The sequence below is a fragment of the Achromobacter sp. AONIH1 genome, assembly GCF_002902905.1.
Classification (GTDB): Bacteria; Pseudomonadota; Gammaproteobacteria; order Burkholderiales; family Burkholderiaceae_B; genus Achromobacter.
Genome location: NZ_CP026124.1, coordinates 3,952,520 through 3,965,025, shown reverse-complemented (window position 1 = coordinate 3,965,025; position 12,506 = coordinate 3,952,520). Strand labels below are relative to the sequence as shown.

Genomic DNA, 12,506 nt, shown 5'->3' with positions numbered 1-12,506 from the left:
ACATGGCCTCCATTACTAACCTTGGTTCAGTCTCCGGCCTGCCGCTGGAAAAGATCCTGACGGATCTGGCGGCAGCCAACGACAAGGCCCTTCAGCGCTACGACACGCGAGCGACGAGCTATCAGGCGCGCATCAACGCCTACAGCCAGCTGCAAAGCGCGCTGGAAGCGGTGCAAAAGTCCGCCGCCACGCTGGGCAAGCCGGAGACCATGGCCGCCATGACTGGCAGCGTCACCGGCGGCAACGCCCTGACCGCCACCGTTGGTGAAGGCGCTGCTGCGGGTCAATATTCGATCGAAGTGAAGAACCTGGCCATCGCGCAGGGCCTGCGCTCGGGCGCCGTGGCAGACCGGACCGCCAAGAACGGTGACACCGGCACCTTCGAGATCGAACTGACCAACGGCACCAAGCGTACCATCGACCTGAAGGGCGACACCTCGCTCAACGGCATCGTCAAGGCCATCAACGCCGACGACAAGGCGGGCGTGCGCGCCACGGTGCTGAACGATGGCAACGGCAACAACTACCTGATGCTGACCGCCAAGGACACCGGCGTGCAGGCCTCGGTGAAGAACATCACCGTCACCGGCGACCAGTCGCTCAAGAACATCCTGGGCTTCAGCACCGCCGCCGACGGCACCACCAGCGGCATGACCCAGACCAAGGCAAAGGACGCCGAGCTCGTCATCAACGGCCTGACGGTCAAGAGCGGCTCGAACAACGTGTCCAAGGTCATCGACGGCGTGACGCTGAACCTGACCGACACCACGCCGACCGACAAACCAATCCAGCTCAAGTTGGAAGCCGACGTCTCGGTTGCCACCAAGGCGGTGCAGGATTTCGTCAAGACCTACAACGCGCTGCAGACCACGATCAAGGGCCTGACCGCGTACAACCCCAAGGAACCGGACGACACCAAGAAGGCCAGCCCGCTGACCGGCGACGGCACCACCCGTTCGATCCAGTCCGCCGTTTCCAGCGTGCTGAGCGGCGCGCTGGGCTCGGGCAACGTCAAGTCGCTGGCCGACCTGGGCATCACCACCGATCCCCTGACGCGCCAGCTCAAGCTGGACAACGTCAAGCTGGACAAGGCGCTCAAGGAAAACCCAGCCGACGTGGGCACACTGCTCAACGGCAAAGACGGCCTGGCCAAGAAGTTCGACGCCGCCGTCAAGGACGTGCTCGGCAGCAACGGCTCGCTCAAGAACCGCACCGACGGCCTGAACAAGACCATCACCGACCTCGGCAATCAAAAGGCCCGCGCCAAAGCCGCCAGCGACGCCGAACTGTCGGTCATGCGTACTCGCTTCATCGCGCTGGACAAGATGGTCGCCCAGATGAACTCCACCGGCGCCTACCTGAGCCAACAGTTCGCGGCGATGAACAAATCCAAGTAACCCGTAGAAGATGCACTGATGACTTACGCCGCCCGCCGCCCGACAGGATCGCACTCTGTCCGATCCTACGCCGATATCGGCCTGGAAACCCAGGTGATGAGCGCCACTCCCGAGCGGCTGATCACCCTGTTGTTCAACGGCGCACGGGCGGCGATCGGACAGGCTCGCATCCATCTGCAGGAAGGCCGGGTCGCGGAACGCGGCGCGGCGATCTCGAAAGCGATCAAGATTGTCGACGAAGGCTTGAAGACCGGGTTGAACATGGAGGCCGGCGGCGATGTCGCCGCCAATCTTTCGCGCCTCTATGATTACATCGTCCGCACACTGCTGACGGCGAACTTGAAGTCGGACGCCGAGCAACTCGACATCGCAGACCGGCTGCTGGCCGATCTGGCCGAGGCTTGGCAGACATCCATCGACCAGCCGGCAGGCAGCGTGTCGCCGTGATGGCCCGCAAAACGAACCCAGCCAGCCAGCGCCCGCCCGAGATTTCCATGACGTCCCTTACCCAGATCTCCTCCCCTATCCTGGAGCATTACCAGGAGATAGCCGTTATTACCGGCGAAATGCTTACCGCCGCCCAAGCCGGGGATTGGGATACAGCCGTGGTGCACGGGCAGCAATACTGCGAGCTGGTGGAGCGCCTGCGAAACAGCGAACCGTCCATGCCGCTGGACGACGCCGGTCGCGCGATGAAATACGACCTGCTGGTCCGCATCCTGGAGAACGATGCGCTGACCCGCGACCTGGCGATTCCCCAGTTGGCCCGCCTGGGCGAGCTGCTGGGCAGGATGAAGCGACAGCAGACCCTGCTCTCGGCCTACGGCTACCAGGCGCCTGAAACATGAGCGTAGGTCCCGCCGCGCTGGGCAACGTCCTGGTGCAGCGGCTGGACGCCGTGCTCGGCACGACGATGTCCGCCGCCTCCGCCAATCAGGTTTCCGGCGCGCGCCCGGATGCGGTCAGCCAGCCCGGCAGCCTGGAGAAACCCGGCCAGGCCGATGGCTCGCCGCGCGATCCCCGCCAGGGCGTCCAGACCGGCGGCGCGCGCGGTGAACGCGCCGCCATCGTCGACGCCAAGACCGCCGCCGCGCTGGCCCTGGCCGCGCGCGGCCTGGTCACCAGCAACGACACCACCGCTTCCGCGCCCACCACGCTGGGCCGCACCGCCCGCGCGATTCTCTCGCTGCTGGCGCAGTACCCCGACGCAGCCCCGCCCGTGCAAGGGCGCGCGCCACTGTGGACCCCCGATGCATCGGCCGGCCGCCAGCCCGGTGCCACGGCCGGGCAGCCCGCCGCGGGCCAGCCGGCGCCCGGCGGCCAGCCCCCGGCTCCGCACGCCAATACGCCCGCCGGACAACCGCAGGCCGCTGCCGCGAACAGCGCCGCCAACGTGGCGACGGTCCTGAACGCGATCGCCGGCGACCCGGCAACCGCCGTCGGCAAGACGCCCGGCCAGACCGGCGCCACCGAGGGCGCGCCCCCCGCCCAGGACCCGGCCGCCGCCGCCCGCGCCGCGTTGGCCGCGCAGGGTCCGGCCGCCCGCGCGCTGGGCCAGGCCCTGCGCGAAGCCCTGCAGACCAGCGGCCTGTTCTACGAATCACACCTGGCCGATCTGGCCTTCGGCCGCGCCAACCCATCCGAGCTGCGCAAAGAACCGCAGGCCGACCTCAAGCAGGCCGACGCCCAGCAGCAGCAACACAGCGCGGCCGCCACGCGCGCACGCGCCGAGGCGCCCGCCAGCCGTGGCGCCGGCGGCGCGGACGCGCCCGCCTCCGGCGGCTCCAATGCGCCCGCGCCCGGCACGCCGATCAACGGCATCCACCAGGACCTGAACGCGCTGGTGCGCCAGCAGCTCGATGTGCTGGCCAACCAGGCGCTGGCCTGGCGCGGAGAAGCCTGGCCCGGCACGCCGATGGACTGGGAAGTGCAGCGCGACCCCTACGGCGGCGATCCCGAATCGGCCGTTCCGACCTGGGCCACCCGCCTCAAGCTCGACCTGCCCCGACTGGGCCTGGTGGACGCGCGGCTGAACCTGGCCGGCGACCAGATCGTGCTGCAGCTGGTCGCGCCCCACAGCGCCGCCCTGATCGACGAATCGTCCGACCAGCTGCGTTCGCGCCTGCTGGCCGCGGGCCTGACGCTGAGCCACATGACGGTCAACGTGGTCGACCCGCGCCCCATCATTCCGACTGATTTCTGATGGCAAACCCGCAACGCCCCGAGGATGGCCACGCCGCCTCGCCCAACGCAGGCCGCAACGCCGCCGTCGCCTTGTCATACGACGAAGCGGACGGCGCGCCGCGCGTCGTCGCCAAGGGCTACGGCCAGCTCGCCGACACCATCGTCCGCACCGCCGAGGAAAACGGCCTGTACGTGCACGAGTCGCGCGAACTCGTCGGCCTGCTCATGCAGGTCGACCTGGACGCGCATATTCCTCCCCAACTGTACGTTGCGGTGGCAGAATTGCTGGCCTGGCTGTATCGCCTGGAATCGCGCGAGATTCCGGCCGACGCCGCGCCGCCCGATCTATCTATCTAAGGAATCTCCACCGTGTTGGACGCCAGCGATCCGGAATTTCTGCTCACCCGGCCGGAAGACATGCGTTCCGCGCTGTTCGAGCTCACCCACCCCGACAGCCACATCCTGGTGCGCGACGCCGCCGATCGCGAGATCGCCGTGCTCATCCTGGGGGCGGACAAGCACACGCGCCAGTTCTTCTGGCGTCCGCGCGACTACGCCGGCGCGGACTTCGAACAATCCGACAGCATGGGCCTGCTCAGCGGCACCACCTTCCACTTTCACGCCACGGCCTATGGGGGCGTGCAGATCCGCTTCCGGGTGCAGCGGCCCGACGTGATCCATTTCGACGACGGCAGCGCGGCCCTGGTGTCGCCCTTCCCCGACCGCCTGGCGCGGATCCAGCGGCGCAAGATGTTCCGCGCCTCGCTGATCACCAGCGCCAACCGCTGCGAGGCCACCTGGCTCCCCGAGGCCCAGGCCAAGCCGCTCGCCTTCACGGTGCGCGACATCTCGGTCGACGGCGTGGGCCTGCGCGTGGGCCTGGCCGCGCCCGAACTGCCCCAGCGCGGCGAGGTGCTGGAAGGCGTGCAGATGAATTTCGGCGACCTCGGCAGGCTGGTCGCCAACCTGGAAGTGCGCAACGTCTATCCGGTATCCGGGCAGCCGATGATCGCGCCGGGAGCGGACCCGGACGAACCCGCGCCGCGCCACGTGTCGCTGACGGGCGAGCCGCCGGTCAGCCACCTCGGCGCCATCTTCCTGAACCTGGACGCGCGCCAGGAGAACTGGCTGCAGCAGGTGGTCTGGCGCCTGGAAAAAGGCAATAGGGACTAGATCCCCCCCCGAAGCGCTGCGCGCTTCCCCCCCAGGGGGGCGCAGCTGCGGACCGGCAAAGCCGGCTCCGCGCTGCCCCGGTCCTGGGGCGATTTGCTAATGCCGTGAACGGTGTTCTTGGGGGTGCAGGGTGTTTGGCGCTGCATGCGCGCCAGCACAGAAGGGGCGCTCGCTGGCGCCCCTCTTCGTGCGGTGTTTTCGTCTCGCGGCCTTAGACGGCCATCGACGAGATTTCCTTGTAGGCGGCGACCAGCTTGTTGCGCACCTGTATCGCCGTCGAAAAGCCGATGCTGGCCTTCTGCATGTCGACCATCACGTCGTTGAGCGAGACGTCGGGCGCGCCCAGTTCGAAGGCCTTGGCCTGGGCGCTGGCCGCGTTCTGAGCGGCCGTGACACGACGGATCGAACGTTGCAGCTCGGCGGCGAAGCCGTCGGGCTGGGCCAGCGGCGCGGCGCCGACCGACAGGCCGGATTCCGCCTTGCTGACGACCTCGCGCATCTGGGACAGCATGCTTTCGATGCCGGACAAACCTGTTACCGCCATTGCCATGTTTCCTTGCAGGTGGGGCGTAATGCCGAATCTGCAGGCAGCGTAACCGGGATCGGCGCCTCTCATAGCCGACAAGAACCGCCAAAAAACCCGATATTTCCCCCGATCCGGCGCCGCTCGCGGCGGGCCGCAGGCTGTCCCGCGTCCGGGCTTGCGCCACCCCGGGCGACATAGGGGATAAGTAACGCCAAGAAACCGCTGTTTTCGACGATTGGGATTGCGCCCCCAGCGGCAATAATCCACGCTCACCCCAGACCAGAAGCACGTTGCATGTGTAATCTGCCCTACCCGAACATGAAGTCCTTTCCCCAGCTCCGCGCAGCCAGCGGGGGCCGCAAATGAATCAGCAGGCCACTCTGAGCTCGTCTTTGCTGGCGAAGTTCCCCGTGCTGGAAAAAGTCCGGGCGCTGCCCAAGCCCGTCCTGCTGGGCGCGGCGGCGGCCGTGGTCGCGCTGATCGTGGCCGCGGTCATGTGGACCAGCGAGCCCAAGTACAAGGTTCTGTTCTCGAACCTGGAGGACCGCGACGGCGGCGCCATCGTGACCGCGCTGGGGCAGATGAACGTGCCCTACCGCTACAACGAGAACGGCACCGCCCTGCTGGTTCCGGCCGACCGCGTCTATGACGCCCGGCTGCAGCTGGCATCGCAGGGCCTGCCGCGCGGCGGTTCGGTCGGCTTCGAGCTGATGGACAACGCCCGTTTCGGCGCCAGCCAGTTCGCCGAACAGATCAACTACCAGCGCGGCCTGGAAGGCGAGCTGGCCCGCTCGATCGAATCCATGCACACCGTGCAGCACGCCCGCGTGCACCTGGCCATGCCGCGCCAGTCGCTGTTCGTGCGCGAGCGCCAGGCCCCCACGGCCTCGGTGCTGTTGAACCTGTACCCCGGTCGCAGCCTGAGCGACGCCCAGGTGTCCGCCATCTCCTGGCTGGTCGCTTCCAGCGTGCCGGAACTGACCGCCGAAAACGTCTCCGTCGTCGACCAGAACGGCCGCCTGCTGTCGGCTCCGCTGGGCGAAGGCCGCGGCATGGACGCCGATCAGCTGCGCTTCGTGCGCGAGATGGAACAGCGCACCGTCGAACGCATCCTGACGATCCTGAATCCCCTGGTCGGCCCCGGCAACGTGCACGCCCAGGCCAGCGCCGAGATGGACTTCGCGCGCCGCGAGGAAACCTCCGAGGTCTACCGCCCCAACCAGGAACCCGGCCAGGGCGCGATCCGCAGCCAGCAGACCAGCGACGCCACCCAGCGCGGCATCGGTCCGGCGCAAGGCGTGCCCGGCGCGCTGTCGAACCAGCCGCCCGGCAACGCCCAGGCGCCCATCACCAATCCGCAGCAGCCGCCGGCCCGTCCCGGCCAGACGCCGCAGCAGCAAGGCGCCCAGCAGCAGACCGGCGCACAGGCCGCCTCCGGCAGCCTGAACGAGCGCCGCGACGCCACCACCAATTACGAAGTGGACCGCACCATCAGCCACGTCAAACAGCCGGTCGGCGCGCTCAAGCGCCTGTCGGTGGCCGTGGTGGTGAACTACATCCGCGACAAGGACGGCGACCTCAAGCCGCTGCCGCCCGAGGAGCTGAACAAGCTGACCAACCTGGTCCGCGAGGCCATGGGCTATTCCGAAGGACGCGGCGACTCGCTCAATCTGGTCAACAGCCAGTTCAACGACGGTCCGCCCGCCCTGCCGATGTGGCGCGATCCGGAAATGATCGCCCTGTTCAAGACCATCATGGCCTGGCTGCTGGGCTTGATCGTGGCCTTCTGGCTGTACCGCAAGGTGCGTCGCCAGGTCACCGATTACCTGTACCCGCCGGTCGATCCGGAAGTGGCGGAATCCGAGCGCATCGAAGCCCAGCGCGAGGCCCAGGAAATGGCCCGCGCCAAGGAAACCACGCGCTACGAGGACAACCTGGAACGCGCCCGCACGATGGCGAACAAGGATCCGCGTGCCGTCGCCATGGTCCTGCGCACCTGGATGAGCAAAGATGAAAAATGATTCCGCCAAACCCATGGACGGCATGACCCGCAGCGCCGTCCTGATGATGTCGTTGGGCGAGGACGCCGCGGCCGAGGTCTTCAAGTACCTGACCGCGCGCGAAGTCCAGCAGGTCGGCGCCGCCATGGCCAGCCTGAAGCAGGTCACGCGCAATGACGTGGCCGTCGTGCTGGAAGAGTTCCGCCAGGAAGCCGACCAGTTCATGGCCGTCACGCTGGGCTCGGACGACTACATCCGTACCGTGCTCACCAAGGCCCTGGGCAGCGACCGCGCCGCCGGCCTGATCGAGGACATCCTGGAAGCCGGCGAAGGCGGCAGCGGCATCGATGCGCTGAACTGGCTGGATCCGCACACCGTGGCCGAACTGATCGGCGACGAGCACCCGCAGATCATCGCCACCATCCTGGTGCACCTGGAGCGCGACCGCGCCGCCGGCGTACTGGCGCTCTTGACCGACCGCCTGCGCAACGACGTGATGCTGCGCATCGCCACCTTCGGCGGCGTGCAGCCGGCCGCGCTGTCCGAACTGACCGACGTGCTCAATTCGGTGCTGGCCGGCCAGGGCGCAAAGCGCAGCAAGATGGGCGGCGTGCGCACGGCGGCCGAGATCCTGAACATGATGAACTCGACCGAAGAGGAAACCGTGGTCGCCAGCCTGCGCGAGCGCGATGCCGACCTGGCGCAGAAGATCATCGACGAGATGTTCGTGTTCGACAACCTGCTCGACGTCGAAGACCGCGCCATCCAGCTCATCCTCAAGGAAATCGACAACGACACGCTCATGGTCGCGCTCAAGGGCGCCCAGGAAGAGCTGCGCGCCAAGTTCCTGCGCAACATGTCCAGCCGCGCCGCCGAGATGCTGCGCGAGGACCTGGAAGCGCAAGGCCCGATCCGCATGTCCAAGGTCGAGGCCGAGCAGAAGAAGATCCTGCAGATCGCCCGCCGCCTGGCCGAGAGCGGCCAGATCGTGCTGGGCAACTCCGGAGACGACGCGTATGTCTGACGCGGACACCGGCTCGACGACCCAGCTCTCGCGCAGCGCCGCCTGGCGGCGCTGGCAGATGCTGTCGTTCGACGAGCCGCCGCCCGTCGAGGCCGCGCCCGAGCCGGAACCCGATCCCGGCCCGGACCCCGAGGTCGTGCTGGCGCAGCTGCGCGCCCAGGCCGTGGCCGAGGGCCGCGAGGAAGGTTACGCGCAAGGCCACGCCGCCGGCCATGAGGCCGGCCGCGCCGAAGGGCGCGAAGCCGGTTTTGCCGAAGGCCGCGAGGCCGGCTACGCCGAGGGCCTTGCCCTGGCCCGCGAACAGGGCGCCGACGAGGCCGCCCGCCTGCACGCCATGGCCGAATCCTGCGCCGCATCGATCGGCGCGCTGGAAGAGCGCATGGGCCAGAGCCTGCTGACGCTGGCGCTGGACATCGCCCAGCAGGTAATCCGCAACACCCTGGCCGAACAACCCGAATCCGTCGTACACGCCGTGCGCGAAGTGCTGCACATCAATCCCAGCGCCGGCGGCCAGATGCGGCTGTGGGCCAATCCGCAGGACATCGAACTCATCCGCCTGCACCTGGCCGACGAACTGAAGGAAGGCCACTGGCGCGTGCTGGCCGACGAATCGCTCGCGCGCGGCGGCTGCCGCGCCGAAACGCCCTATGGCGACATCGACGCCACGCTGCAGACGCGCTGGCGTCGCGTGGCGGCCTCGCTGGGCCGCAACACTTCCTGGGAAGAACCGGCCCGGGAGACAGAGGCGACGCCATGAGCGCCCGGCCCGCCGTCCCGGTGATCGACCGCTGGCAGACCCAGCTGGAGATCGGCTCGATCCGCGCCGCCTCGACCGAGCCCTGGCTGGTCAGCGGCCGCATCACCCGCGCCACGGGCCTGGTGCTGCACGCCACCGGCCTGCGCCTGCCGGTGGGCGCCGCCGCCCGCATCGAGATCGCGCGCGGGCATGACCACTGGGCCGACGCCGAGGTCGTGGGCTTCGACGGCCACACCCTGTACCTGATGCCGCAGGCCGATATTTCCGGCCTGCCGCCCGGCGCCCGCGTGGTGCCCGGCGAGCCGCCCGTGCAGCGCCAGATTCCGCTGCCCAGCAAGGCCGAGCTGAACGGCAACGCCAAGCCCCAGCTGGGCCGCCACCTGCCCGTGGGCAATGCCCTGCTCGGGCGCGTGCTGGACGGCGCCGGCCGTCCGCTGGACGGGCTGGGCCCGCTGACCGGCGCCGAGCTGGCGCCGCTGTCGGCCCAACCGATCAACCCGCTGTCGCGCGCGCCCATCGACACGGTGCTGGACACCGGCGTGCGCGCCATCAACGGCCTGCTGACGGTCGGCCGAGGCCAGCGCATGGGCCTGTTCGCCGGCTCCGGCGTGGGCAAGAGCGTGCTGCTGGGCATGATGGCCCGCTACACCAAGGCCGACGTCATCGTCGTCGGCCTGATCGGCGAACGCGGCCGCGAAGTGAAGGAATTCATCGAGCACAACCTGGGACCCGAGGGCCTGGCCCGTTCGGTCGTGGTGGCCGCGCCGGCCGACGTGTCGGCCCTGCTGCGCCTGCAGGGCGCGGCCTACGCCACGCGCCTGGCCGAGCACTTCCGCGACCAGGGCCTGGACGTGCTGCTGATCATGGACTCGCTGACCCGCTACGCCATGGCGCAACGCGAGATCGCGCTGGCCATCGGCGAGCCACCCGCCACCAAGGGCTACCCGCCCTCGGTCTTCGCCAAGCTGCCCAGCCTGGTGGAACGCACGGGCATGGGCGCGCCCGGTCCGAACGGCAAGGCCGGCTCGATCACCGCGTTCTACACGGTGCTGGCCGAAGGCGACGATCAGCAGGATCCGATCGCCGACTCGGCCCGCGCCATTCTCGATGGCCACGTCGTGCTGTCGCGCCACCTGGCCGAAGCCGGCCACTACCCCGCGATCGACATCGAAGCATCGATTTCCCGGGCCATGACGTCGCTGATCACGCCGCAGCAGTTCTCGGTCGTGCGCCGCTTCAAGCAGACGCTGTCGCGCTACCAGCGCAACCGCGACCTGATCGCCGTTGGCGCCTACGTCGCCGGCAACGATCCGCAGCTGGACGACGCCATCGCCCGTTACCCGCGCCTGGAAGCCTTCCTGCAGCAGGATATCGGCGAGAACGTCGGCTACCAGGACGCGGTCAACCAATTGCAGGCCAGTTTCGAGCTGAGGGACACCTATGCCTAGCCAACTTCCCCTGGACATGCTGATCAATCTGGCCAAGGAGAGCACGGACGAAGCCGCGCGCCTGCTGGGCCGCCTCAGCGCCGAACGCACCAATGCCGAACGCCAGCTCGGCATGCTGCAGGACTACCGCCACGATTACCTGGAGCGGCTGCAGCAGGCCATGACCTCCGGCATGTCGGCCAGCGACTGCCACAATTACCAGCGCTTCATCGGCACGCTGGACGATGCCATCGTCCAACAACAGGGCGTGCTGCAGCAGGCCGACGAGAACCTGAACAAGGGTCGGCTCTACTACCAGCAGGAAAAGCGCAAGCTCAATTCCTACGACGCGCTGGCGCAACGCGCGCAGCGCGCCGAAGCCGTCGCCGAATCGCGCCGCGAACAGCGCCTGAACGACGAATACTCGGCCCGCCTGGTCCAGCGCCAGGCCGGCATGCATTAAGCGACATACCACAGGAAGCCCAAGATGAACGCTCCCCTGCCCCTGCCCGCCATCGCCCCGTCCGCGCCGGTTTCACCGGCCGACGCCTTTGGCGCCAAGTCCTCCGTGTCCGACAACAAGGGCCCCAGCTTCTCCGAAGTGCTGGCCCAGCAGCGTCCGACCCAGTCGAATGACGCTCGTCCCGCCGGCAATGGCGCCAAGGAACCCGCGCCCGGCAAGACCGGCGGCAGCCCGGAGGGCCATGCCGAGAACGCCGCGTCCGGCGCCATCGACGAAGCCGTCGAGAAGGCCGCCCAGGCCGAGGCCGGCGCGATGGCGGTCGCCGCCGCGCAGCAGCCCGTGCCGCAAGCCCTGCTGCCGCAGCAGGCGCTGGAAATCGCCGCCCAGGCCGCCGAACAGGTGCAGAACGCCCGTGGCGCCGCGCAGGCCGCGATCACCGCCGCCAGCGGCACCGCCGCCGTGCTGGTCAACGCGTTGAACGCCAACGAGGTCACGCCGACGCCGCGCGCGCCCGTGCCGCTGACGGCGCAACAAGCCCAGGCCGCCGCCGCCCGCGAGGCCCGCGATGCGGAGCTGGCCGTGCCCGTGGTCACCGCCGCCGCCAAGCCCGGCAGCCAGCCCGCCGCCGTGACCGCCGACATCAAGAGCATCGCGCCCGCGGCCGAAACGCCGCGCCTGAGCGCCGACGCCGCGCTGCCGCGCACGGCGCCGCGCACCGCCGTCGAGGCCGCGCAAGCGTCGCAGGCCGGGGCTCAACAGCCCGTGCGCCAGGAAGAGGAATCCGCCCCGCTGCCGGCCGCAACGCCGACGTTCCAGCTGCCCCAGCACGCCGCCGGCGTGCAGGACCATCTGGCGCAATCGCTGGCCGTCGCGGCCCAGCGCCAGCAGCCGCTGCCCGTGTTCAACCCCGCCGGCATCGGTCAGCCGCCGGTCGCGCTGCAGGTCGCCACACCCGTCGGCGCCACGCACTGGGGCGCGGACCTGGGCCAGCAACTGGTGGTGATGAGCAACAGCGCGCGCCACGGGGTGCAGACCGCCGAGCTGCGCCTGGATCCGCCGGACCTGGGCCCGCTGCGCGTCAGCCTGAACCTGGCCGACGGCGTGGCCAGCGCCTCTTTCGTGTCGGCGCACGCCTCGGTGCGCCAGGCCATTGAAACCGCCTTGCCGCAATTGCAACAGGCGCTGGCGCAGGCCGGCATCTCGCTGGGCCAGACCAGCGTGGGCGAGCAGGCCGCCCAGCAGCAGTTCGCCCAGAACCAGGGCGGCGGTACGCAGCGCCAGGGCGGCGGCCTGACGGGCGGCGCGGGCGACGTGGTGGCCGACGCCTCGCGTCCCGCCTCGGCCTCGCCCCGCAACGCCAACGCGCTGGTCGACACCTTCGCGTAATCCCGGCTGGCGCGCGGCGCCGTCAGGGCCGCGCGCAGTGCAGCAATAGCTTGAGATACGCGGCTTTCGCCCTGTTTTTCGCTCCCAAACCGGCGCGGGATTTCGGGCAGAATGCTTTCATCCACTGAGAGTCCGTTTTCATTAGCGGCAAACACGCATCGACACCAAG

Annotated in this window: 13 protein-coding genes; 12 read left to right on the top strand and 1 reads right to left on the bottom strand. The window is 69.0% G+C overall.

Annotated features, from left to right (window positions below; all coding sequences use genetic code 11):
• Positions 1 to 2: 2 nt before the first annotated feature.
• The 6 genes from fliD to C2U31_RS18180 are packed head-to-tail and all read left to right on the top strand — an operon-like array spanning position 3 to position 4,754.
• Complete coding sequence (fliD, locus tag C2U31_RS18205; protein WP_103274051.1) at positions 3 to 1,397, top strand: flagellar filament capping protein FliD; 1,395 nt, start codon at positions 3 to 5, stop codon at positions 1,395 to 1,397.
• An 18-nt stretch (positions 1,398 to 1,415) separates the two neighbouring features.
• Positions 1,416 to 1,844 (top strand): flagellar export chaperone FliS, encoded by a 429-nt coding sequence (gene fliS, locus C2U31_RS18200; RefSeq protein WP_103274050.1) that lies wholly within the window; start codon positions 1,416 to 1,418, stop codon positions 1,842 to 1,844.
• Between the two features lie 47 nt (positions 1,845 to 1,891).
• Positions 1,892 to 2,245: a flagellar protein FliT gene (locus C2U31_RS18195; RefSeq protein WP_103276439.1), complete on the top strand. Its 354-nt coding sequence runs from the start codon at positions 1,892 to 1,894 to the stop codon at positions 2,243 to 2,245.
• Positions 2,242 to 3,600 carry a flagellar hook-length control protein FliK gene (locus C2U31_RS18190; RefSeq protein WP_103274049.1) on the top strand — a complete coding sequence of 453 codons (1,359 nt, stop codon included), beginning with the start codon at positions 2,242 to 2,244 and terminating at the stop codon, positions 3,598 to 3,600. Before C2U31_RS18195 ends, C2U31_RS18190 begins: the two co-directional genes overlap by 4 nt.
• A complete protein-coding gene (locus C2U31_RS18185; RefSeq protein ID WP_103274048.1) occupies positions 3,600 to 3,938 on the top strand; it encodes an EscU/YscU/HrcU family type III secretion system export apparatus switch protein in 339 nt (112 codons plus the stop codon). Before C2U31_RS18190 ends, C2U31_RS18185 begins: the two co-directional genes overlap by 1 nt.
• Before the next feature lie 12 nt (positions 3,939 to 3,950).
• On the top strand, positions 3,951 to 4,754 hold the full coding sequence (locus tag C2U31_RS18180) for a flagellar brake protein (RefSeq protein ID WP_103274047.1): 804 nt from the start codon (positions 3,951 to 3,953) through the stop codon (positions 4,752 to 4,754).
• 211 nt (positions 4,755 to 4,965) lie between these two features.
• Here the strand turns inward: C2U31_RS18180 and fliE are convergent, their stop codons facing one another.
• Positions 4,966 to 5,298 (bottom strand): flagellar hook-basal body complex protein FliE, encoded by a 333-nt coding sequence (fliE, locus tag C2U31_RS18175; RefSeq protein WP_103274046.1) that lies wholly within the window; start codon positions 5,296 to 5,298, stop codon positions 4,966 to 4,968.
• Between the two features lie 344 nt (positions 5,299 to 5,642).
• Here fliE and fliF point away from each other — a divergent pair, with 344 nt between their 5' ends.
• The 6 genes from fliF to C2U31_RS18145 are packed head-to-tail and all read left to right on the top strand — an operon-like array spanning position 5,643 to position 12,337.
• Positions 5,643 to 7,301, top strand: coding sequence for a flagellar basal-body MS-ring/collar protein FliF (gene fliF, locus C2U31_RS18170; protein ID WP_103274045.1), 1,659 nt, complete (start codon positions 5,643 to 5,645; stop codon positions 7,299 to 7,301).
• The gene (gene fliG, locus C2U31_RS18165; RefSeq protein WP_103274044.1) at positions 7,291 to 8,304 is read left to right on the top strand and encodes a flagellar motor switch protein FliG; all 1,014 of its coding nucleotides are present in this window, start codon (positions 7,291 to 7,293) and stop codon (positions 8,302 to 8,304) included. Before fliF ends, fliG begins: the two co-directional genes overlap by 11 nt.
• The gene (gene fliH / locus C2U31_RS18160) at positions 8,297 to 9,061 is read left to right on the top strand and encodes a flagellar assembly protein FliH (protein WP_103274043.1); all 765 of its coding nucleotides are present in this window, start codon (positions 8,297 to 8,299) and stop codon (positions 9,059 to 9,061) included. Before fliG ends, fliH begins: the two co-directional genes overlap by 8 nt.
• A complete protein-coding gene (fliI, locus tag C2U31_RS18155; protein WP_103274042.1) occupies positions 9,058 to 10,509 on the top strand; it encodes a flagellar protein export ATPase FliI in 1,452 nt (483 codons plus the stop codon). Before fliH ends, fliI begins: the two co-directional genes overlap by 4 nt.
• Positions 10,502 to 10,951, top strand: a complete 450-nt coding sequence (gene fliJ, locus C2U31_RS18150; RefSeq protein ID WP_103274041.1) for a flagellar export protein FliJ — start codon at positions 10,502 to 10,504, stop codon at positions 10,949 to 10,951. Before fliI ends, fliJ begins: the two co-directional genes overlap by 8 nt.
• Positions 10,952 to 10,975: 24 nt before the next feature.
• Positions 10,976 to 12,337 carry a flagellar hook-length control protein FliK gene (locus C2U31_RS18145; RefSeq protein WP_103274040.1) on the top strand — a complete coding sequence of 454 codons (1,362 nt, stop codon included), beginning with the start codon at positions 10,976 to 10,978 and terminating at the stop codon, positions 12,335 to 12,337.
• Positions 12,338 to 12,506 lie beyond the last annotated feature (169 nt).

What these genes read in the sequence shown, in the direction of transcription:
- fliD (WP_103274051.1), top strand. Translation starts at nt 3, where the DNA reads ATGGCCTCCATTACTAACCTTGGTTCAGTCTCCGGCCTGCCGCTGGAA.
- fliS (WP_103274050.1), top strand. Translation starts at nt 1,416, where the DNA reads ATGACTTACGCCGCCCGCCGCCCGACAGGATCGCACTCTGTCCGATCC.
- C2U31_RS18195 (WP_103276439.1), top strand. Translation starts at nt 1,892, where the DNA reads ATGACGTCCCTTACCCAGATCTCCTCCCCTATCCTGGAGCATTACCAG.
- C2U31_RS18190 (WP_103274049.1), top strand. Translation starts at nt 2,242, where the DNA reads ATGAGCGTAGGTCCCGCCGCGCTGGGCAACGTCCTGGTGCAGCGGCTG.
- C2U31_RS18185 (WP_103274048.1), top strand. Translation starts at nt 3,600, where the DNA reads ATGGCAAACCCGCAACGCCCCGAGGATGGCCACGCCGCCTCGCCCAAC.
- fliE (WP_103274046.1), bottom strand. Translation starts at nt 5,298, where the DNA reads ATGGCGGTAACAGGTTTGTCCGGCATCGAAAGCATGCTGTCCCAGATG.
- fliF (WP_103274045.1), top strand. Translation starts at nt 5,643, where the DNA reads ATGAATCAGCAGGCCACTCTGAGCTCGTCTTTGCTGGCGAAGTTCCCC.
- fliG (WP_103274044.1), top strand. Translation starts at nt 7,291, where the DNA reads ATGAAAAATGATTCCGCCAAACCCATGGACGGCATGACCCGCAGCGCC.
- fliH (WP_103274043.1), top strand. Translation starts at nt 8,297, where the DNA reads ATGTCTGACGCGGACACCGGCTCGACGACCCAGCTCTCGCGCAGCGCC.
- fliI (WP_103274042.1), top strand. Translation starts at nt 9,058, where the DNA reads ATGAGCGCCCGGCCCGCCGTCCCGGTGATCGACCGCTGGCAGACCCAG.
- fliJ (WP_103274041.1), top strand. Translation starts at nt 10,502, where the DNA reads ATGCCTAGCCAACTTCCCCTGGACATGCTGATCAATCTGGCCAAGGAG.
- C2U31_RS18145 (WP_103274040.1), top strand. Translation starts at nt 10,976, where the DNA reads ATGAACGCTCCCCTGCCCCTGCCCGCCATCGCCCCGTCCGCGCCGGTT.